This is a genomic window from Bradyrhizobium sp. USDA3010, from assembly GCF_056429065.1.
Map to the genome: position 1 here is coordinate 483,791 of NZ_JBWJZD010000002.1, position 20,069 is coordinate 503,859.

General features: G+C 65.0%; 17 protein-coding genes and 1 pseudogene. 6 read left to right on the top strand and 12 right to left on the bottom strand.

Annotated features, from left to right (window positions below; all coding sequences use genetic code 11):
• Window positions 1-329: 329 nt before the first annotated feature.
• The 4 genes from AC066Y_RS05350 to AC066Y_RS05365 all read right to left on the bottom strand — a co-directional run bounded on the left by AC066Y_RS05350 (window position 330) and on the right by AC066Y_RS05365 (window position 4,391).
• Window positions 330-467, bottom strand: a complete 138-nt coding sequence (locus AC066Y_RS05350) for a hypothetical protein (RefSeq protein ID WP_478272955.1) — start codon at window positions 465-467, stop codon at window positions 330-332.
• A 387-nt stretch (window positions 468-854) separates the two neighbouring features.
• Window positions 855-2,057, bottom strand: a complete 1,203-nt coding sequence (gene thrS, locus AC066Y_RS05355; RefSeq protein WP_478272956.1) for a threonine--tRNA ligase — start codon at window positions 2,055-2,057, stop codon at window positions 855-857.
• Between the two features lie 265 nt (window positions 2,058-2,322).
• Window positions 2,323-2,985: a response regulator gene (locus AC066Y_RS05360; RefSeq protein WP_478272957.1), complete on the bottom strand. Its 663-nt coding sequence runs from the start codon at window positions 2,983-2,985 to the stop codon at window positions 2,323-2,325.
• On the bottom strand, window positions 2,982-4,391 hold the full coding sequence (locus AC066Y_RS05365) for a sensor histidine kinase (RefSeq protein WP_478272958.1): 1,410 nt from the start codon (window positions 4,389-4,391) through the stop codon (window positions 2,982-2,984). The genes AC066Y_RS05360 and AC066Y_RS05365 overlap by 4 nt, the downstream gene beginning before the upstream one ends.
• Window positions 4,392-4,614: 223 nt before the next feature.
• On the opposite strand from AC066Y_RS05365, the gene AC066Y_RS05370 reads away from it, so the two are divergent.
• Window positions 4,615-5,550: a DUF3280 domain-containing protein gene (locus AC066Y_RS05370; protein WP_478272959.1), complete on the top strand. Its 936-nt coding sequence runs from the start codon at window positions 4,615-4,617 to the stop codon at window positions 5,548-5,550.
• 148 nt (window positions 5,551-5,698) lie between these two features.
• Entirely contained in the window at window positions 5,699-6,610 is a 912-nt protein-coding gene (locus AC066Y_RS05375; protein ID WP_478272960.1) for an amino acid ABC transporter substrate-binding protein, read from the top strand.
• Between the two features lie 102 nt (window positions 6,611-6,712).
• Here AC066Y_RS05375 and AC066Y_RS05380 read toward each other — a convergent pair whose 3' ends face one another.
• Window positions 6,713-7,162, bottom strand: a complete 450-nt coding sequence (locus AC066Y_RS05380) for a GNAT family N-acetyltransferase (protein WP_478272961.1) — start codon at window positions 7,160-7,162, stop codon at window positions 6,713-6,715.
• A 351-nt stretch (window positions 7,163-7,513) separates the two neighbouring features.
• On the opposite strand from AC066Y_RS05380, the gene AC066Y_RS05385 reads away from it, so the two are divergent.
• Window positions 7,514-8,530, top strand: a complete 1,017-nt coding sequence (locus AC066Y_RS05385) for an ABC transporter substrate-binding protein (protein WP_478272962.1) — start codon at window positions 7,514-7,516, stop codon at window positions 8,528-8,530.
• Between the two features lie 429 nt (window positions 8,531-8,959).
• The gene (locus AC066Y_RS05390) at window positions 8,960-9,094 is read left to right on the top strand and encodes a hypothetical protein (protein ID WP_478272963.1); all 135 of its coding nucleotides are present in this window, start codon (window positions 8,960-8,962) and stop codon (window positions 9,092-9,094) included.
• Window positions 9,095-9,204: 110 nt separating this feature from the next.
• Here the strand turns inward: AC066Y_RS05390 and AC066Y_RS05395 are convergent.
• Window positions 9,205-9,387, bottom strand: a pseudogene (locus AC066Y_RS05395) (hypothetical protein); the annotation flags it as partial.
• A gap of 455 nt (window positions 9,388-9,842) precedes the next feature.
• Between AC066Y_RS05395 and AC066Y_RS05400 the strand changes: the two are divergent.
• Together AC066Y_RS05400 and AC066Y_RS05405 are read left to right on the top strand one after the other, a co-directional pair.
• A complete protein-coding gene (locus AC066Y_RS05400) occupies window positions 9,843-11,021 on the top strand; it encodes an NADH:flavin oxidoreductase/NADH oxidase (protein ID WP_478272964.1) in 1,179 nt (392 codons plus the stop codon).
• A 186-nt stretch (window positions 11,022-11,207) separates the two neighbouring features.
• Window positions 11,208-12,557, top strand: coding sequence for a S41 family peptidase (locus AC066Y_RS05405; protein ID WP_092114580.1), 1,350 nt, complete (start codon window positions 11,208-11,210; stop codon window positions 12,555-12,557).
• Between the two features lie 105 nt (window positions 12,558-12,662).
• Here the strand turns inward: AC066Y_RS05405 and AC066Y_RS05410 are convergent, their stop codons facing one another.
• From AC066Y_RS05410 to trpD, 6 genes are all read right to left on the bottom strand, one after another.
• The gene (locus AC066Y_RS05410; RefSeq protein ID WP_478272965.1) at window positions 12,663-15,395 is read right to left on the bottom strand and encodes a bifunctional diguanylate cyclase/phosphodiesterase; all 2,733 of its coding nucleotides are present in this window, start codon (window positions 15,393-15,395) and stop codon (window positions 12,663-12,665) included.
• 92 nt (window positions 15,396-15,487) lie between these two features.
• The gene (locus AC066Y_RS05415; RefSeq protein WP_478272966.1) at window positions 15,488-15,616 is read right to left on the bottom strand and encodes a hypothetical protein; all 129 of its coding nucleotides are present in this window, start codon (window positions 15,614-15,616) and stop codon (window positions 15,488-15,490) included.
• A gap of 108 nt (window positions 15,617-15,724) precedes the next feature.
• Complete coding sequence (locus AC066Y_RS05420; RefSeq protein ID WP_478272967.1) at window positions 15,725-17,290, bottom strand: ABC transporter substrate-binding protein; 1,566 nt, start codon at window positions 17,288-17,290, stop codon at window positions 15,725-15,727.
• A 398-nt stretch (window positions 17,291-17,688) separates the two neighbouring features.
• Entirely contained in the window at window positions 17,689-18,204 is a 516-nt protein-coding gene (gene moaC / locus AC066Y_RS05425; RefSeq protein ID WP_478272968.1) for a cyclic pyranopterin monophosphate synthase MoaC, read from the bottom strand.
• 4 nt (window positions 18,205-18,208) lie between these two features.
• On the bottom strand, window positions 18,209-19,030 hold the full coding sequence (trpC, locus tag AC066Y_RS05430) for an indole-3-glycerol phosphate synthase TrpC (protein WP_478272969.1): 822 nt from the start codon (window positions 19,028-19,030) through the stop codon (window positions 18,209-18,211).
• A gap of 11 nt (window positions 19,031-19,041) precedes the next feature.
• On the bottom strand, window positions 19,042-20,055 hold the full coding sequence (trpD, locus tag AC066Y_RS05435) for an anthranilate phosphoribosyltransferase (protein WP_092114575.1): 1,014 nt from the start codon (window positions 20,053-20,055) through the stop codon (window positions 19,042-19,044).
• Window positions 20,056-20,069 lie beyond the last annotated feature (14 nt).

Genomic DNA, 20,069 nt, shown 5'->3' on the forward strand with positions numbered 1-20,069 from the left:
CGGAGACTCCGGCTTTCCCTGCGCGATGGGTTACGGCTTATTTCGTGCTCTCCCCGGCGAGACCAGGCTTGCTTGTCACCGCCTCGCGACGATGCTTCGCATCTCGCGGGAGACACGCCGCTAGGACGTCAGGACCACACGACTTCGCCGTCCGCATTGCCTGCGCTCGTCAGTCGCAACGCTCCGCGTCCACCGCATCTCGACCCACGTTCGTGACGACCGCGATCCGCCCCTCGATCCTGCGAGGCTTGCGCCGTCGGGCAAATCAGTGATTGGGCCTTCCGGGCTTTTGGTGCGTCAAGCGACTTGCTGCTTGCCGGGCAGACCTCTCATATCCTGGAAAGCGCCAGGCCGAGGTAGGCGATGAGCGCGCCGGTGCTGAGGATGACGACGACGAGCGCCTGCTCCGAACGTGCCTGCAGGGTTTTTCGGCTCACGGCGATGGTGCTCCATCCTTCAAGGATCATGCTGTCCAACTCACGTCGGCTGATATCCGTTCCGGTTCCTGCCGGGGAACTTTCATTCGTGTCAGCTGTGTGGGCACGCCGGGGTCGCGTCTCGCCGCAGGGCGGAGACGCGCAACGCCGCCCGCATTGAAATACGACGGGCGGCGTTGGTTCTAGCCGCAGGAGGAATGGCAAAATCCTGATGTTATGGATACGCGCGAGCGAGCAATAAGGTTCAGTCTTCGACCCGTATGAATCCGGTAACTCCGAAGGAGCAAAGGAAAGCGCCGGGGCGAGGTCTAGGATGGTGTGACCAAGTTGCTCTGGCCTCAGCGTGTACCCCCTCGCTGGGGCCCTTTGTTTGGGTCGCGGAGCTCCCCGGCACAGCGGGCAACGCACAGCGAATTTTCACTCGGCGACCTTGCCCGGACGAGCACGCGCTCGAAGCGCCCGGACGGCGTCATTTAGCGGCAAAACGGAAACGGCTCCGGCGCGCTCGCGGAGGCTCACGGTGCCTTGTTGCGCTTCACGTTGCCCGACGACGGACACGACTGGAATACTCGCCTCATGCGCGGCAACGATCCGTCGCGACAACGTGTCGGCGCTGGCGAACAGGACGCTTCTGATGCCTTCTGCTTCGAGCGCATCGAGAACCTTGACCGCGTATTCAGAGTAATCACGCGAGACCGGAGCGACCGCAACCTGGTCGGGCGACAGCCAGAACGGCAGCGCGCCGGCATGATGTTCAAGCAGCATCGCGATGACGCGACCGATTGAACCGAACACCGCATGGTGGATCATCACCGGGACCGCGCGATCGCCGTCCGGTCCGACATAGGACGCGTCGAGACGGCCCGGCAGAACGCTGTCGAGCTGAACCGTTCCGCATTGCCAGGACCGGCCCAGCCGGTCGCGCAGCGCGAACTCCAGCTTGGGCCCGTAGAAGGCGCCTTCGCCGGGCTGGATCGCGTATGACAGCCCGCATTGGCGCGCGGCCGCGGCAAGGGACGCTTCCGCCCAATCCCATAATTCGTCCGAGCCGGCGCGCGCAGCCGGCCGGGTGGAGAGCGACACCTCGGGCGCCGGGAAGCCGAACTCGGCATAGACTTCGGACAGTAGCGCAACGAAGCGGGCGACTTCGTTGGGCACGTCCTGCTCGCAGCAGAAGACATGGGCGTCGTCCTGCTCGAAGCCGCGCGTGCGCATCAGCCCGTGCAGCGAGCCCGACGGCTCATCGCGGTGGCAGACGCCGAACTCGGCGTAGCGCAGCGGCAGGTCGCGCCAGGAACGCAGGCCCTTGTTGAAGATCTGGACGTGGCAGGGACACGACATCGGCTTGAGCGCCATTGCGCGCTCGCCGCCGGCAAAGCCGAACATGTACGCGCCGAATTTTTCCCAATGGCCGCTTTGAATCCAGAGCTCGCGGGGCAGCAGCTGGGGCGTTCGAACCTCGGCATAGCCCAACCGGCGCATCTTGCGGCGGATGTAGTCCTCCAGCACACGATAAAGCGTGTTGCCACGCGGATGCCAGAACACCATCCCTGGCGCATCCTCCTGGATGTGCCAAAGATCGAGACGCGTTCCGAGGCTTCTGTGATCGAGATCGTCCATAGCTTGCTCTCCTGATTGGAAGCAGCGCGGACGAGTTTGCGCATGAAAAAAGCCCCGTCCGTCGCCGGCGGGGCCTTGTCTGGTTATGCAGTCTGTTACCGCATACGACCAGGAGACGACCCGCCAAGGCTGGTCGTCGCGGTGGTCAAAGACATGGAACAGATGTTGCGCATGTCGCTATTCTGGATTGTCTCCCCGGTTTCGTCAACCTGCCCGTAAGGCAAGAACGGCTGTGGGGCAGCCTCAGTCATTCGGCGATGAAGGCTCACCGTTCGCCCAGATCGATCGGCGTGAGGATGCCCTGGCGCAGCGCGAGGCGGACCAACTCGATGTCCGTGCCGACGCCGAGCTTGTCCTTGATCAGGGAATGCAGGTTCGCGACCGTCTTGGGGCTGAGATGCAGCGCCTCGGCGATCTCGTCGGTGGTCTTTTCCGCGAGCAACATGCGCAGCACCTCGAATTCCCGCGCCGTGAGGAGGTCGGCGGCGGCGGTCTCGCCGGCAAGGTGGCTGAGCGCGAGCTCATGGTCGATGTCCGGACTGATCGCGATCCTGCCCGACAACGCTTCCATCACGGCATGCACCAGCGTCTCCGGCGGGCTGGTCTTGGTGACATAGCCGCTCGCGCCGGCGCGGATCGCCTGCACGGCAAACGCCGCGTTCTGGTGCATGGTGAACACCAGGACCTTTGCCCGCTTGTCCCACTGCCTGAGGCGCCGGATGGCCTCGATGCCGCCGATGCCGGGCATCGACAGGTCCATGATGACGAGGTCGGGCCCGGTCTCCTTGTAAAGGCGGTAGGCCTCGACGCCGTCGGAAGCTTCGGCGACGACCGAGAGCCCCGGCTGCTTCTGCAGCATTGCCCGGTAGCCCTCCCGAACGACGGCGTGGTCGTCGACCAGCATGATGGTTCGCGCCGTGTTGCTCATGCCGCGCGTTCCACCGGTGCGGCCTCTCGGCCGGCCGCGACGGGTACACTGACACGGAGCGACGAGCCGTTGGACTGTCCGGCCTCGAAGCTCAGCCGCCCGCCCAGCGCCGCGACCCGCTCGCGCATGCCGAGCAGGCCCATGCCGGACTTCACTGGAGGATCACCCGGCCCGCCATCATCATCGATCGCGAGCACGATCTCGCTGCCGCCGCCGGCCGAAGCCGTCTCGCGCATCTCAAGCCGCAGCATGACGCGCGTGGCGCCGGCGTGCTTGGCTGCGTTGGTGAGCGCCTCCTGCACGATGCGGTAGAGGTTGGCGCCGGTGGAGGCGGGGATGCGCTCGAGCGATCCCGCTATGGCGATCTCGAACCGCGGCTGTCCCCGGCTGCGGCCGTTCCAGCCCGCGATCAGGCCCTCCAGACTGGCCGCAAGGCCGAGCTCGTCGACATCGGGCGGGCGCAACCTGAAGAGGGCGCCGCGCAACGTCTCCATCATGTCGGTCGCGGTCCGCGCTATGCCGTCGCATTCGGTGAGCAGGGCCGGGCAATCCTGGACCGCAGTCAGGCGCGCCGAGGCGGCGAGCGCGCGGATGGCGGCCAGCGATTGCCCGAACTCGTCATGCAGCTCGCGTGCGAGATGCCGGCGCTCCTCGTCCTGCACCAGGATCAGTTTTTGCGTCAGCGCGTTGCGGTCGGAAAGCGCGGCGGCGAGGCGCTCGGCGAGATGATTGAAGACGTCGCCGATCGCCGACAATTCGGCGAGATCGAACGGCGGCAGGCGCGCGGCGAGGTCGCCTGTGGCGATCCGCTCGAGCCCGTCGCGGATCAGCCGCGTCGGACGCAGCGCGCGCGACAGCGCCGCGTAGACCAGGGCGCAGAGTAGCGGCAGCGCGATCATGAGCACCGCCATCAGCCGGCCGGCATCGTGCCAGGCCTCAGTCGTCAACACGCCTGGATCGACCCAGACCACGGCCTCGCCGATCGCCTGGCCCCGCGCAATCACCGGGCGCACGGTCTCCCGGCCGGGATCGAACAGGCGGCGATAGAGCGCCGCAAAGGCCTGCGGCGGCGCGGCCGTATCGGTCTGCGTGCCGCCGCAGAAGCGCTGGCTGATCTCGCCGCTATTGCTGCGAAACGCGAGGCACAGGCCGGGCGCCATGACCGAGGCGGCAACGCTGTCGAGATCGGGGAAATCGGAGCGCGGATTGTTCAGCCACTGGATCTTGCTCTGCTGCAGCTCCAGCGTCCTGGCGGCGACATCGGCAACGGCAGCGATTCTGGCGCGCACCGAGCGGTCGGTGTCGATCAGGAAGTAGCCGGAGATCGCTGCAAAGCAGAGCATCGACACCACAGCCACGCGCAACGTCAGCCGCAGCTTCAGATCGCTTCCGGACCAATTCCGCATGGGCGTATCCTCAGAGGTCGCAGACGACCTTCGGCGCGTGGTTGCGGGCAGGGCCGTCACGCCCATTAAACGGCAGAACGAAGGCGTCGAGAAGCGTCGCCTTGAGTGCGGACCACCGTCGTGAAATTTTCCCGGCAGCGGCCGGGAGGCGCTCCGCTGCGGGACGGAGGCCGCAGGCCTAGGCTGCGATCGACCCCGCGCCAGCACCTGAAAGGCCTCAATCATGCGCCAGTCCCGCTTCGTCTTGCACGCCCTTGCGTTGGTCGGTCTTCTGGCCGGACCTTGCCCGCTGCGCGCCGAGACCGGCGCCGCCGTGGCTCCCCCGCTCGGCGTCAGCATCGACGATTTCAGCTATGTCGACACCTCGGGCGAGGTGATCGACCAGACCGCCGTGCATCAGAAGCGGCTGGATGCGTTCATGGCGGCGCTGCGCGCCGATATTGCCGCGGAGCCGCGCTATCGCCTGGTGCCGCCAGCGGCGCCCGCCGGCGACGCCCAAATCAAGGTGGTCGGCGGCGTGCAGAAGATGAGCACGCTGGTGCAGTGGGCCAAGGTGGCGGTCATCGATGTCGGCGCGAGCCGTGTGCTGTATGAAAAGCTCTACACGTTTCGTGGCGACAATGACGAGGCATGGGACCATGCGCGGATGTTCGTGTCGCGCGAGGTGCGCGCCGTTCTTGCCGCTGCGCTGCCGACGGCACCGGCCGCCGCCGTGGCGCTGATCGGGCTTGCGGTGTTCGAGTTCGAGCTCGAGGACAATTCCGCGGCACCGTCGTCCGGCCTTGCCGGCTCCGATGCCGCCACGCTGGCCGATGTCACCCGGGGCGTCCGCGACCGGCTTGCGCAATCGGGCCGCTACCGCCTGGTCGATACCGGCGGCGCAATCGCCGAGCCCGTCAAGGCGCGGGCGCTGCGCGACTGTGACGGATGCGAGGCGGCGATCGCGCAACAGCTCGGCGCCGATCAATCGCTGATCGGCGTGATCAGGCGGGTCAGCCGGACCGAATACACGGTCGGCTTCCAGGTGCGCGACGCCCGCAGCGGCGCGGTCGTCTCACGCGGCGACAGCGGCTTGCGGATGGGCGCCGATTATTCCTGGACCCGCGGCGCGGTTCACCTGGTCGGCGACCGCCTGCTCGAGGGCGGGGCGCAGAAGTAGCAATCCGGGTGTGGATGTCTCGGGCTGTGGTCGCAAGCTCGGCAGGCGAACCATAGCAAAGCGCGATAGCTGATAGACACATCATCTTCTATCGCCAGGCCTGTGTGTGGGCTATCACCACCGTCTGATCACCGCCCAGGAGCCGCTGATGCGTTTGCCCGCCGTCGTTTTCGCCCTCACGCTCGCCGCGAGCCCCGCGGCCGCCGAGGAGCTTTCGGGCACGCTGCAGAAGATCAAGGAGGCGAAGAAGGTCACGCTCGGCTTTCAGGAAGCCTCGGTTCCCTTCAGCTATCTCGACGACAATCAGCGGCCGATCGGCTTCGCGCTCGATATCTGCCTCAAGATCGTCGGTGCCGTGAAGAAGGAGCTCGGCATGCCCGACATCGCGGTCGACTATCTCCCGGTGACCTCGTCGAACCGCATCCCGCTGATGGTCAACGGCACGATCGATCTGCACTGCTCGGCGACCACCAACAGCGCCGAGCGCCAGAAGCAGGTGACCTTCACCAACTCGCACTTCCTGAGCGCGACGCGCTTTGCCGCCAAAAAGTCCGCCGGCATCAACACCATCGACGACCTCAAAGGCAAGTCGGTCACCGCCGTTGCAGGCTCGGTGAACCTCACGCAGCTCATCAAGGTCAACACCGAACGCAAGCTCGGCATCAACGTTCAGCCGGCCAAGGACCAGGCCGAGGCGTTTTTGATGCTGGAGACCGATCGCGCCCAGGCCTACGCGCTCGACGATGTGCAGCTTGCAGTGGCGATCGCGCGATCCAAGCAGCCGGCGCTCTACATGATCAGCGAGGAGGCCTTCTCGAAGGCGGAACCGTTCGGCATCATGCTGCGCCGGGAGGACGCGCCGTTCAAGACGCTCGCCGACCGCGCCACGGCAGAGCTCTACAAGAGCCCGGAGATCGAGGTCATGTACAAGAAGTGGCTGGAGCAGCCGACCCCGCCGAACGGCATCAACTACAACGTCCCGATCTCGCCGGCGCTGCGCCACGCGTTCGCCAATCCGAGCTCGAGCTACGATCCTGATGTGTACGAGGTTGCGAAGTAGTTTATAGCCCGCATGAGCGAAAGTGACATGCGGGTCTCACCCGTGGTCAGCCGTTGGAAGCTGCCCCGGATATCGCTTCGCTCATTCGGGCCACGTTGCCTGTTAGGGACGGCGTACTTCGAAATAGGTTTTACCGCCACGCTGAAAGCCGGCTCCTTCGTAGAAGCGCAGGGTGGTCTCCCGCTGCGACCCTGTCGCCAGCAGGACCTTGTAGCAGTCGGCCTGCCAGGCAATCTCGAGCGCATGCGCGAGAACCCGTCGGCCGAGCCCCAGCTGACGGTAGTCGGCGTGCGTGACGACGTTCTCGATCACCCCGTATGACCTGCCGCCTCGAGACAGGTTCGGCACGATCGCGAGCGTGCATGAGGACACCAGCAGCTCTGCTGCCTGCGCCACGATCACGGTCATGAAGCTGGACGTCAGCAAGCTCGACCAGACGCGCTTGGCTGTGGCTGTGTCCAGCTCCGGATCGTGCGGATGAAGATGCCGGTAAAGCTTCAACACCGCCGGCAGATCGTGTTCCGCCGCGGAGCGGATAATGGCTTCGGTCATGGAGCGATTCCAGGGATTCTCTGCGGGGATACTATCAGAAGCCATCATTCGTGTTCCTAGCTGCGAATAGCGGGTAGCCCGCACGAGCGAAGCGATATGCGGGGTGCCAACCGTAGTCAGCCATTGAGTGGCCCCGGATGTCGCGGAGCCCGTCATCGGGCGTGTTCGCGCGACCCGTAGGCTCATCCGGGCTACGATTGCGTCACCGGAAATGGATTTCCGCGCCGCGTCCGCAATCTTTGGAAGAGCTTTTCGCGCGCGAGACGAAAAACGAAATAGCGTCTCATATACATGGTCGAGTTTTCTCCTAAGCTTGCAGGCAATGTAACTGCTGATCAGGAGCCTAAGCCGGTGACCACGCCATTTGTCCTTTCGCGACGTTCTGCGCTCGGCGTGCTCGCCGGAAGTCTGGTTGCCGGCGGCGTGCGCGCGGAAGCCGGGGCGGGTGGGGGCGCCGATCTCGGCGGCGTCACCTTGCGGGTGGCCTATTACAAGGGCGGCTGGCGTCCGCTGCTGCAGGCCGCCGGCGAGGACAAGACGCCCTACAAGATCGAATGGAAGGAGCTCAACAATGGCGTGCTCCACATCGAGGCCTTGAACGGCGATGCGCTCGACATTGGATCGGGCAGCGAGATCCCTGCGATGTTTGCCGCGCGCCAGAACGCCAAGGTGCGCTTCATCGCCGTCACCCATGAGGATCTCAACATCCAGGTCACGGTGGCGGCAAAGGATGCGCCGATCCATTCGATCGCCGACCTCAGGGGAAAACGCGTCGGCTATGTGCGCGCGACCACGGCACATTACTTCCTCGCCAAACAGCTCGAGGAAGCCGGGCTCGCGTTCAGCGATATCGAGGCCATCAATCTGACGCCGTCCGACGGCTACTCGGCGTTCGCCTCCGGCAAGCTCGATGCCTGGGCGATCTATGGCTACAATGGGCAGCTCGCCATCGCGAGGCAAGGCGCGCGGCTGCTCAAGACCGGCGTCGGCTATCTCTCCGGCAATTTCCCGATCTACGCCAATCCGAAGGCGGTCGACGATCCGCTGCGCCACGCGGCCGTGAGCGATCTGTTGCTGCGCATCCAGCGCGCCTATGCGTTCGCCGACAAGAATTTTCCCCTGTATGCAGCGGCGCAGGTCGCCGAAACCCATCTGCCGTTGCAGGACATTCTCGACCAATTCGCCCGCCGCAGCGACGACTTCTCGCTGGCTGGTGTAACGCCCGATGTGCCGGAGACCCACCAGAAGGTTGCCGACACCTTCCTCAAGCTCGGCGTGCTCGACGCGCGCGCCGAGGTCGGAAGATTCTGGGATACGAGCTTCAACGACGCGATCGCCGCGGGCGCAGCAAGGCTCGTGCGGAGTTGATCGCCACGGTGAGGATGTAGCCCATATGGGCTAGGTGATGGACGGGCAGGTTCCCGGAGATCGCGGCATTCTTCAGCGTAAAATTCCGGTCCACCTGGAACTGCAAATATTTGCGGCCCCGGCGTGACGGCTGGGGCCGCAGTAGGTGTTCGTGCCTCTGGGCCAATGATCAGAGGACAGCCACCGAACGGCACACAGGCTAACAATGTTCCAATGCAGTCGCCGCCCGCCGTGCCATGCTGCCATGCAGACCGATGAGGTTGCCGGCATCGGCACGCCTGTACCATGATGGCGTGCAGCTACCGAATGCGGGCGCGTCGACCGCACGCGCCTCCACGTTCCCAAGGTTGCTGGCGTCACATTCACCTACTGATGATTTTTATTGTTAACGTCGTTTGCTGTTCGGAGTCGAAGTTGAATCACGACGCATTGGCAAAGCTCACCGTCACCATCATTGTCCTTGTCGCGCTGCTCGTGTGGCGCGTCGCCGACCAGGGGAAGTCGATCGAATGCGGAGCAAACTGTCCGACCGACCTGTCGGCGAACCGCAAACCGGTTCAATAAGGTCAAGCGGCTTCGATCAACGGTCCGATTTCAAGCCGGCGCCGATCCAGCTCATCGAGCTCCGCCGGCGCCGTCTCGGTTGACGATCGCTTGACAACTCGGCGCCTGGCCTAGCGCTTTGCAGGTGGGCCGCTCTTGTTGCCGGGCAATCCCTTGACGTTCGACGGATCCTGTTCCCGAACATGCAGGTTCTGCGAATTCGAGCCGACCGTGCCTTGCTTTGCAGCCGGCCCGTTCTTGTTGCCCGGCGCGCCGCTGATCCCGGTCCCGGAATTTTGGGCGCTTGGAGATGTCGCGGCATCAGTGGAACCGGCGGTATCAGGGCGTCCCGGAGGCGTTGCCGCCGCGCCGGGTCTGTCCTGATCACCGACGTAGCCGGATTCGCCGGAGTTGCGGGTCTTCGCGCCCTTGTCGGCCTCGTTTTGCAGGTTCTGGCTGGGCAGGTTCTGGGCCGCCGCGTGTTGGGCCAGCATCGGGCCGGTTACCATGACACCGGCTATGAGCAGTGCGGTTGTGCGGGTTCTCATGGGTGCGTCCTCCTCAAGGTTGCCCGGGACAACACGCACCGCGATCATCATTTCCTCCGCGCGCAAAAATTCGTTGCGATGGAACAGAAATTTCCGTGCCTCTATCGACGATCGCGCGGCGCGTATATCGTCGGCAGCAACTACGGGATCGGCCGGTATAGGTTCCCGCGCGAACCGGGTAACGACCTCCATGAGGAAGCGATGTCCGATATGCTGCTGTTATGCTGCTGTTTTCGCCGATGACCATCCGCGGCGTCACGCTGAGGAACCGCATCGTGGTGCCGCCGATGCACCAGTATTCGGCCGAGAAGGGTTTTCCGACCGACTGGCATCTGATGAACGCCGGCAAGTTCGCCGCCGGCGGCGCCGGTCTCGTGATCGTCGAATCGACCAAGGTCGAGCGGCGCGGCTGCGGAACGATCGGCGATCTCGGCATCTGGGACGACAAGTTCATCGCGCCGCTCAGCCGGCTCGTCGGCTTCATCAAGCAGCAGAACGCGGTCGCCGGCATCCAGCTCGGCCATTCCGGCCGCAAGGCGCGCGCAAGCCGCCCCTGGGAGGGCGACCGTCCGCTCGAACGCAGCGCCGCGATCGAGGATTGGGATGCCTGGACGCCGGTGGCGCCGAGCGCGATCGCCCATAGCGAGCGCTGGCCGGCGCCGCGCGCGCTGGAAACGCATGAGGTGAAGGACCTCGTCGCGGCCTGGGGGCAGGCGGCCCGCCGCGCCCACGAGGCCGGGTTCGAGGTGCTCGAGCTGCACGGCGCCCATGGCTATCTCGTGCACGAATTCCTCTCGGAGCGTTCGAACCAGCGCAGCGATGAATATGGCGGCTCGGAAGCCAACCGGATGCGCTTCCTGATCGAGGTGACCGAGGCCGTGCGCACGCACTGGCCGGACCACAAGCCGCTGTTCGTGCGGCTGTCGGTCGAGGACAATGCCGGCTGGAGTCCGGAGCAGAGCGCGCGGCTGGCGGCGATCCTGAAGGGGAAGGGCGTCGATGTGATCGACTGCTCGTCAGGGGGAATCAGCGAGATGGCGCCGATCCTCGGCAAGGAGATCAAATACAACTATCAGGTGCCGCTGGCGGAATATGTGCGCCGGCATGCCGATATCATGACCATGGCGGTCGGCCTGATCATTCATGGTGACCAGGCCGAGCAAATCCTGCGCAACAAACAAGCAGATTTGATCGCGGTCGGCCGGGAGATCCTCAATAACCCCAACTGGCCGATGGATGCCGCGCTAAAACTCGGGGTTGAAGGGCCATTTCGCCATGTTCCCCCGCAGTTTGGCTATTGGTTGGGCACCCGGGCCAAGCGCGGATTCGGGACCCTGCCGTCGACCTGGCAGAACGGGCTGCGGGAGGCTGGGCCAGAGGCCGACCGGGAGCTAACTTGAGGCTGATTTGGTGCTGACTAAATGCTGATTTTGGGGCTGACCAGGGCATCGTGACAGGACCGTAATGGTCCAGTGACAAGGCGGCCTTGATCCGACCAAAAAGCCGTTGTGTGGTGCCCCCGTCGGGGTGGGGCAGGCGAACGTTGCGGAACGTTGCCGGCCGATAGCGAAAAAGGATCGCGGATAATGCGCAAACATGTTGGCTTCTTCCTCGGGACGGTTGCGGGGGCGTGTCTCACCCTGCTCGTGGCCTCGCCGCAGGGGGCGCATCTGTTCGCCGTCGCCAATGCCGCCGCGCATGCCGACAACACCTATTCGCAGCTCAATTTGTTCGGCGAGGTGTTCGAGAAGATCAAGACCGACTACGTCGAGAAGCCCGAGGACTCCAAGCTCGTCGAAGGGGCGATCAACGGCATGATCTCCTCGCTCGATCCGCACTCCCGCTACATGAACGAGAAGGGCTGGGCGGAGATGCAGGAGACCACGCATGGCGAGTTCGGCGGGCTCGGCATCGAGGTCACGATGGAGGACGGCTTCGTCAAGGTGGTGGCGCCGATCGACGACACTCCGGCCTCGCGCGCCGGCATCATGTCGGGCGACGTGATCACCTCGATCGACGATGAGCAGATCCAGGGCCTGACGCTCGACCAGGCCGTCAACAAGATGAAGGGCGCGCCCAACAGCTCGATCCGGCTCAAGATCATCCGCAAGGACGCCGACAAGCCGATCGAGGTCTCGATCACCCGCGAGATCATCCGCGTCCGCCCGGTGAAGTATCACGTCGAGGGCGGCGACATCGGCTATATCCGCATCACTTCGTTCAACGAGCAGACCACCGAAGGCCTGCGCAAGGCGATCGGCGAGATCCAGAAGCAGGTCCCGCAGGACAAGCTCGACGGTTATGTCGTCGACCTCCGCAACAACCCGGGCGGCCTGCTCGACCAGGCGGTCTCGGTGACCTCGACGCTGATGCAGCGGGGCGAGGTGGTCTCGACCCGCGGCCGCAATCCGGAAGAGACGCAGCGCTTCACCGCCCATGGCGGCGACATGACCAAGGGCAAGCCGCTCGTGGTGCTGATCAATGGCGGCTCGGCTTCGGCCTCCGAGATCGTCGCCGGCGCGCTGCACGACCACAAGCGCGCGACCCTGATCGGCACGCGCTCGTTCGGCAAGGGCTCGGTGCAGACAATCATTCCGCTCGGCGCCGGCAATGGCGCGCTGGCGCTGACCACCGCGCGCTATTTCACCCCGTCGGGCCATTCGATTCAGGCGCTTGGCATCAAGCCCGACATCGAGGTGCTGCAGGACGTGCCGGACGAGTTCAAGACCCGCTCCGAGATCAAGGGCGAGGCCTCGATGCGCGGCCATCTCTCCGCCGAGGGCGCCGAGCAGACCGGCTCGCAATCCTACGTGCCGCCGGACGAGAAGAACGACAAGGCGCTGGCCGCGGCGTTCAACCAGCTGCGCGGCGTCACCGTGAACGCCGACGCCAAGAACGCCGACAAGGCCGCGCAGAAGCGGCCGGTGCCGAACTAGGCGCGGACGTTTCCTCACGACGTCGTGGCCGGGACGTCTGGCGCGAAGACGCGCTTCGCGCTTCCGTCCAGGCATGACGAGGAGGTCGCCCAGTCCTTCCGAAACTCACGCCGCGCCGGCGACAGGCCTCCGCCGGCGCGTGGCGGTTGGACCTGCAGCGGGGCCGCGGCGGTGCCCGGCCAGGAGTTCGCGGATCTGGGCGGCCGGCTTCGGCGGGCTGAACAGATAGCCCTGCATTTCCGAACAGCCGAGCTCGCGCAGCAATTGCTGCCGCTGGGCGGTCTCGACGCCTTCCGCCGTCGTGGTCATGCTGCGCTCGGCGGCGATGTTGACCACGGCCTCGACGATGCCGGCCGAACCTTGCGGATCGGCGATGTCGGTGACGAAGCAGCGGTCGATCTTGATCTTGTCGAACGGGAAGCGCTTCAAATAGCTCAGCGACGAATAGCCGGTGCCGAAATCATCGAGCGCGATCCTGATGCCGATGGCGCGGAGCTGATGCAGCGCGGCCAGCGCCGTCTCGTCGTCGCGGATCAGCACCGCCTCGGTGATCTCGAGCTCCAGCCGGCCCGCCGACAGGCCCGATGCCGCCAGCGCGGCGATCACCTTGAGCGCCAGCGTGCCGGTCCGGAACTGGACCGGCGAGACGTTGACCGCGAGCTTGACGTGATCGGGCCAGTTCACCGCTTCCTTGCAGGCCGTCATCAGCACCCATTCGCCGAGCTGGTTGATCAGGCCGGTTTCCTCCGCGATCGGCACGAAGTCGGCCGGCGAGATCATGCCGCGCACCGGATGGCGCCAGCGCACCAGCGCCTCGCGGCCGGTGATCTCGTTGCTGCGCAGGTCGACGCAGGGCTGGTAATACACTTCGAGCCCGCTGCCCGCGGCGATGGTCTGCCGCAGCTCCACCTCGAGTTCGCGGCGGGCGCGGGCATCGGCGTCCATCGCCGGTTCGAAGAACCGCGAGACGCGCCGGCCGGCCGACTTCGCCGCATACATCGCAAGGTCGGCGTTCTTCAAGATCTGGTCGAGATCGGTGCCGTCCTTCGGCGCCAGCGCAATGCCGATGCTGGCGTCGGTCGTGACCTGGTGGCCGAGGCATTGATAGGGCGAGCGGATGACCTCGTAGATGCGCGCGACGAGGTCGGTGACCTCGACCTCGCTCTTCACGCCGGTCTGCACGATCGCGAATTCGTCGCCGCCGAGCCGGGCGACGAAATCGCCGTCGCCGATCACGCCGGATAGCGTCCGCGCAACGGACTTGAGTAATTCATCGCCGACCATGTGGCCGAGCGAGTCGTTGACGCCCTTGAATTCGTCGATGTCGATATAGAGCACCGCGAGCTGGCTGTCGGGGGCGACATGCGGCAGCTCGCGCTTGATCTCCTCGTGGAACAGCGCGCGGTTCGGCAGGTCGGTGAGAGCATCGTAGTGGGCAAGATGCGTGATGCGCTCCTCGGCGCGGCGGCGCTCGGTGACGTCCTCGTGTGTCGCAAGCCAGCCGCCATCGGCCAGCGGCTCGTTGACGACCTGGATCGAGCGCCCGTCGGGCGTCGCGATCACCATGGTGTTGCGGATGCCGACGTCGCGCAGCACGAGGTTGACGTAGCGCTCGACGTCGCCCTGGAACGAGCCGGTCAGGTGGCGATGCACGATGACGTCGCGGAAGCTGCAGCCCGGCCGGATGACGTCGGCGGACAATCCGTACATCTCGATATAGCGCTTGTTGCAGATCACCAGCCGCTGCGCGGCATCGAACAGCAACAGCCCCTGCGTCATGTTGTTGACGGCGGTGTCGAGCCGGAGCTTCTCCAGCGTCAGGCGCTGCTGCTGGGTGCGGTGCTGCTGCAACAGCTTGCGCACCACGAGCGTCAGCAGGATCGCGATCGCCAGCACGGATGCTGCGGTTACCGCGATCAGGATGCCGATCTGCTCGCGCCAGTTGGCGAGCGCCGCTTCGGTAGTGGTCGTGGCGACGACGACGATTGGGAATTTGGTGAGCGCCCGCGACGACACCAGGCGGTCCTTGCCGTCGACCGGGCTGGTCAGCCGCGAAGTGCTCTGCGGCAGCTCGAACACCTGCTGCTGACCGGCCGGGCCGCTCCGAAAAATCTTCCCGATCATCTCCTCGACATGGGGATAGCGCGCCAGCAGCGTGCCGTCGCGATGGTGCATCGAGATCGCGGCGCCTTCGCCGAGCGCAACGGTCGAGAAGAATTTCTCGAAGGTCGCCGGCTCGACGCCACGGACGAGTACGCCGAGAAACTCGCCGCGTGGGCCGGTCACCTTGCGGGTGATGGCGGTGGTCCAGACTCCGCTGACGCGGCTGACCACCGGGGCGACCAGCATGTCGGGCGAGTAGGGGCTCGATTTGAAAGTCTGGAAGTAGCTGCGGTCGGCGATGCTGACCTGCGGCAACGGCCAGTCGCCGGAGCTGTTGATCAGCATGCCGTCGGCGTCGAACACGTTGAGTCTGCCGACATTGGACAGCGCGTCCATCTTGGACTTGAGCATCGCATGGATGTCCGCGGCCGACATCCGGCGCCGGTAGTTCTCCGGCGTCGCGATCCCGCTGTCGCGCATGAACGCGATCAGGTCCTTCTGAACGACCTCGAAATCCTCGAGCTGCTGGTCGAAATGCCGCGCCAGCAGCAGCACGGTGTTCTCGAGTTCGCGCTCGCTGTTGTGCAGGGCGCGCTCGCGGAAATTCTCGGCCATCAGGGTGGCGCCGATCGCGATCGCGGCCATCAATACGGCGCCGCCAAGGATCAGCCAGCGGATCGGACCACTGCCGATCACCGAGGTGACGTTGAACGAGGCGCTGCCGTTTTGCTTCATCTGACGCTATCGCTTCCAGGCGTTTCACCCGGAAGTAGGTTTCGCGCACCTCCGGCCCGCGAAAGTCGTATCCAAACGAGATGGAGCGCAGGTTAGCGGGATTGGTTAACGAATGGTTGCTCGAACTGGTTGAATTCGGCAGCTTCTGCGTTGACGCCAAAGACGGCCCTGCAATCGGGCGAATTGAGGAAACTGCCACCGCCGGATTGTTGCGCGGCCATGATCTGGTCCCGGACGCCACGCCAGGCTTGCTGCCGACGCGACCCGGTCGCGTATGGCCCCAGGCCAGCCAAAGCCTGGCGTTCTTTGCGAGCGGATTCATCTGCTCGCTACTTGTCGAGCCAGACATCCTCCATGCGCCAGCTGTTGAAGATGCTGTTGACCATGATCGTCAGACCCTTGACATATGGACGCTCGCACGTCCCGCCACGGCGGTAGAAAATGATCGGCCGCACGCCGTCGTTGGCCAGCTTGCGTTCGATTATCCATAGCATCTGCTTGCGCTTGGCCGTGTCATCCTCGCGAGATTGCGCCTCGATCATCTTGTCCATCTCGGGGTCGCAATAGCTGTCCCAGTTGAGGTTGGAGCCGCAGCCGTAGAACAGTTGCACGGTCGGGTCGGGATCGGGCCCTGCCGTCTGCAGGTTGAGCGCGACCGTATATTCCTTGCGCTGGATCTTCGGGAAGTATTGCGCCGTGTCGACGAGGTCGAGTTGGCCGTCGATGTAGATCTGCCTCAGCTGATCAATCAGCAGCACCGCCGGGTCGCGGTATATCGACCAGTCACGCGTCGTCACCTTGATCTTGAGCCGGTTGTCGGGGCCGTAGCCGAGCTTTCGCATCAGGGCGCGAGCCTCTTCGCGGTTCTTGTGCACGTCGACGCCGTAGCCCGGCAGCTTGGCGATCTCGTCCGGGGGCATGCCCCACAGCCCGGCCGGAGGCGGCTGCAAGATGCCGCCGATCTCGCCTTCGCCTTGTCCGATCGTGTCGACATAGGCCTTGCGGTCGATCGTCAGCGCCATCGCCCGCCGCAGATCGGGATGATCGAATGGCGGCTGGGCACGGTTGATCAGCAAGTGGGTGTTAACGGTGCCGGGCGACAACTCGCACACCGCCTCCGGCACCCGCGCCTGCATGTTCTTGTAGCGGAGAACCGACAGTTCGAACGGGAATGTCATATCGAACTGCCCGGAAACAAACGCCAGGTCCGCGGTCGACGGCTCCTGGATGATGGTGTATTCGATCCCGTCGAGATACGGCCGGTCCTTCTTCCAGTAGTCCGGATTGCGGGCGACTTTGATGCGTTCATTGGGTTTGAACTCGACGAACTTGAACGGGCCGGTGCCGATCGGATGCTGGCGCATCTGCGTCGCCGTGATATGGCAGGGATAGATCGCCGAGAACCCGCCGGCAAGCAGCATCGGGAAGGCAGCCTGCGGCCGCTTCAGTTTGAACGTGACCTCGTAATCGCCGTTGGTCGTTAGGTCGGCCAGGTTCTCATACGCGGTCTTGCGCGGGTTGAGCCGCAGCTTGTCGGGCACCTTATCGAGCAGCAGATCCCAGGTGCATTTGACATCGGCGGCGGTGAATGGCTTGCCGTTATGCCATTTGACGTCCTGACGCAGTTGGAAGGTCAGCGCGGTGTCATCCTCGTTCCACGACCAGCTCGTCGCCAGATCGGGAACGATCGTGTCGAGGCTGACCTGCTGCTTGTGCTGGTCGAACACAATGAGATTGTTGAACACGCCCATCATCGGCATCTCGGCAACGATGGTCGCTGCCTCGTGGATCGACATGTTGGCCGGGCTCGCAGGGCTCGCGAGCCGCAGGATGCCGCCGCGGTTCTGCGCGCAGGCCGGATGCCCGGCAGAAAGCGCCAACAGCAGTGAGGCCACTGCGCCCGTCCATGCGATGGAACGTCTCGTCGCGCGGAGTACATGAGTCATGTACCACTCCCACGAGAACTACTTCGCTGCTTTCACAATAATGCATGAACAGGAAGGAGGCTTTCCGTAGTTCTCCGGTGCGAACGAAGTCCCGACGGCTTAAGTAGTAATCCTGAATTTCTCGGTCGGACGGCAGATTTATCGATTCACGGCCTGGTCTATCACGACGCTCGACGTCATCGCCGATACGTTGCTTGCGTGTCGTCGTGCGGAGTTCAGTGGCGAGTCACCATGAGCTCTCGCAGAATTCTTGTACCGACGAGACCTGGGCCACCGCGATCGAATCTAGCTTGATCGCAACCGGCATTGTCATCGCCATCATTGCCGGCGCTGCGCGTCGGTCGCGATCACTTGCCGGCGCGATAGTGTCCGGACTTGCCGCCGATCTTCTCGACCAGGTGAATGCCTTCGATCCGGATGCCGCGGTCGACCGCCTTGACCATGTCGTAGATCGTCAGGCAGGCGACCGAAACCGCGGTCAGCGCCTCCATCTCGACGCCGGTCGGCCCCGTCACCTTGACGCTGGCGCGGACGATGCAGCCGGGCAGCTTGCGGTCGGTTGCGATATCGATCGTGACCTTGGTTAGCGCCAGCGGATGGCAGAGCGGAATCAATTCCGAGGTCCGCTTCGCCGCCATGATGCCGGCGATCCGCGCGGTCGCCAGCACGTCGCCTTTCTTGGCCTGTCCGGACTCGATCAGCGCGAGCGTTGCCTTGCTCATCAGGACGCGGCCTTCGGCGATCGCGGTCCGTTCGGTCGCCGGCTTGGCCGAGACGTCGACCATGCGCGCCTCGCCCTTGGCGTCGATATGGGTGAGGGCGGTGCCGAGTCCTTTCGATCCGGCTTTGGCTTTGCGCGCCATCGCGTCAGCGCGTGCCGGTGGCGCGCGGTGTGGCCTGCCGCGTCAGCAAGGCGCGGGTGGCCGCGGTGACGTCCTGCTGGCGCATCAGACTCTCGCCGACCAGGAAGGTCGACATTCCGACGCGCTCGAGGCGGGCGAGATCCTCAGGCGTGAACATCCCACTCTCGCCGACCATCAGGCGGTCGTCCGGGATCAGCGGCGCCAGCGCCTCGCTGGTCGCAAGCGTCGTCTCGAAGGTGCGCAGATTGCGGTTGTTGACGCCGATCATCGGCGAGCGAAGTTTTAGGGCACGGTCGAGCTCGCCCCGATCGTGGATCTCGACCAGCACGTCCATGCCATAGCCGAGCGCGGCGTCCTCGATCTCGCTGGCCGCCGCATCGTCGAGCGCGGCCATGATGATCAGGATGCAGTCGGCGCCATGGGCACGCGCCTCCGCCACCTGATAGGTGTCGAACATGAAATCCTTGCGCAGCACCGGCAGATTGGTCGCTGCGCGGGCCGCGACCATGAAGTCGAGATGGCCCTGGAACGAGGGCGCATCCGTCAGCACCGACAGGCACGCCGCGCCACCCGCCTCATAGGCTTTCGCGAGCACCGGCGGATCGAAGTCGGCCCGGATCAGCCCCTTCGAGGGCGAGGCCTTCTTCACCTCCGCGATCAGCGCGTAGTCGCCGCGTGCATGCTTGTCCTTGAGGGCGCGGACGAAGCCGCGTGGAGCTGAGGCCGCTTTCGCCTGCGCCTCGACCTCGGCGAGCGGACGCGCGCGCTTCGCGGCGGCGATCTCCTCGCGCTTGTAAGCCTCGATCTTGGTCAGGATGTCGGACATGTCTCTCGCTCTCAACCGTTGGAAACCGCGACCAGATGCTTCAGCCGCGCCGCGGCCGCACCGCTGTCGAGCGACTGCGCGCCGATCGCCACGCCTTCCTTCAAATCCTTGGCACGGCCGGCCACGATCAGCGCGGCAGCCGCGTTGAGTAGCGCGACGTCGCGATAGGCGCTCGGCTTACCCTGGAGCACGCTCGACAGCGCGATCGCATTGGCATCGGCATCACCGCCCTTCAGCGCCTCGCCGCCGACCCGGCCGAGGCCCGCGTCTTCCGGCGTCACCTCTGATGTCCTGATCTCGCCGTTCTCGAGCGTTGCGACGAAGGTCGGGCCGGTGAGTGTGATCTCGTCGAGGCCATCGGAGCCGTGCACCACCCAGACCTTGTCGGAGCCGAGGTTCTTCAACACCTGCGCCAGCGGCTGCACCCATTGCCGCGAGAACACGCCGACCATCTGCCGCTTGACGCCGGCAGGGTTCGACAGCGGCCCGAGCAGGTTGAAGATGGTGCGGGTGGCGAGCTCGACCCGGGTCGGGCCGACGTTCTTCATTGCCGGATGATGCGAAGGCGCGAACATGAAGCCGATGCCGGCTTCCTTGACGCAGCGCCCGACTTGCGCCGGCGTCAGGTCGAGTTTGACGCCGAGCGAGGCAAGTACGTCGGCGGCGCCCGAGCGCGACGACAGCGCGCGGTTGCCGTGCTTGGCAACGGGCACGCCGGCGCCGGCCACGATGAAGGCCGCGCAGGTCGAGACGTTGACCGAGCCCGAGCCGTCGCCGCCGGTGCCGACGATGTCGACGGCCTCCGCCGGAGCGGTGACCCGCAGCATCTTGCCGCGCATCGCGCTGACCGCGCCGGTGATCTCCTCGACGGTCTCGCCGCGCACCCGCAGCGCCATCAACAGCCCGCCCATCTGCGAGGGCGTGGCTTCGCCCGACATCATGCTGTCGAAGGCCGACGCCGCCTCTTCACGCGTCAGCGTGGCGCCGGTGGCGACTTTTCCGATGATCGATTTCAGGTCGTCCATTCGCTGGCTCAGGG

Excerpts from the sequence above, each read along its gene's own strand:
- AC066Y_RS05380 (WP_478272961.1), bottom strand. The coding sequence starts at position 7,162 with ATGACCGAAGCCATTATCCGCTCCGCGGCGGAACACGATCTGCCGGCG.
- AC066Y_RS05400 (WP_478272964.1), top strand. The coding sequence starts at position 9,843 with ATGCTGCTGTTTTCGCCGATGACCATCCGCGGCGTCACGCTGAGGAAC.
- AC066Y_RS05360 (WP_478272957.1), bottom strand. The coding sequence starts at position 2,985 with ATGAGCAACACGGCGCGAACCATCATGCTGGTCGACGACCACGCCGTC.
- AC066Y_RS05370 (WP_478272959.1), top strand. The coding sequence starts at position 4,615 with ATGCGCCAGTCCCGCTTCGTCTTGCACGCCCTTGCGTTGGTCGGTCTT.
- AC066Y_RS05350 (WP_478272955.1), bottom strand. The coding sequence starts at position 467 with ATGATCCTTGAAGGATGGAGCACCATCGCCGTGAGCCGAAAAACCCTG.
- AC066Y_RS05405 (WP_092114580.1), top strand. The coding sequence starts at position 11,208 with ATGCGCAAACATGTTGGCTTCTTCCTCGGGACGGTTGCGGGGGCGTGT.
- AC066Y_RS05410 (WP_478272965.1), bottom strand. The coding sequence starts at position 15,395 with ATGAAGCAAAACGGCAGCGCCTCGTTCAACGTCACCTCGGTGATCGGC.
- thrS (WP_478272956.1), bottom strand. The coding sequence starts at position 2,057 with ATGGACGATCTCGATCACAGAAGCCTCGGAACGCGTCTCGATCTTTGG.
- AC066Y_RS05415 (WP_478272966.1), bottom strand. The coding sequence starts at position 15,616 with ATGGCCGCGCAACAATCCGGCGGTGGCAGTTTCCTCAATTCGCCCGAT.
- AC066Y_RS05365 (WP_478272958.1), bottom strand. The coding sequence starts at position 4,391 with ATGCGGAATTGGTCCGGAAGCGATCTGAAGCTGCGGCTGACGTTGCGC.
- trpD (WP_092114575.1), bottom strand. The coding sequence starts at position 20,055 with ATGGACGACCTGAAATCGATCATCGGAAAAGTCGCCACCGGCGCCACG.
- moaC (WP_478272968.1), bottom strand. The coding sequence starts at position 18,204 with ATGGCGCGCAAAGCCAAAGCCGGATCGAAAGGACTCGGCACCGCCCTC.
- AC066Y_RS05375 (WP_478272960.1), top strand. The coding sequence starts at position 5,699 with ATGCGTTTGCCCGCCGTCGTTTTCGCCCTCACGCTCGCCGCGAGCCCC.
- trpC (WP_478272969.1), bottom strand. The coding sequence starts at position 19,030 with ATGTCCGACATCCTGACCAAGATCGAGGCTTACAAGCGCGAGGAGATC.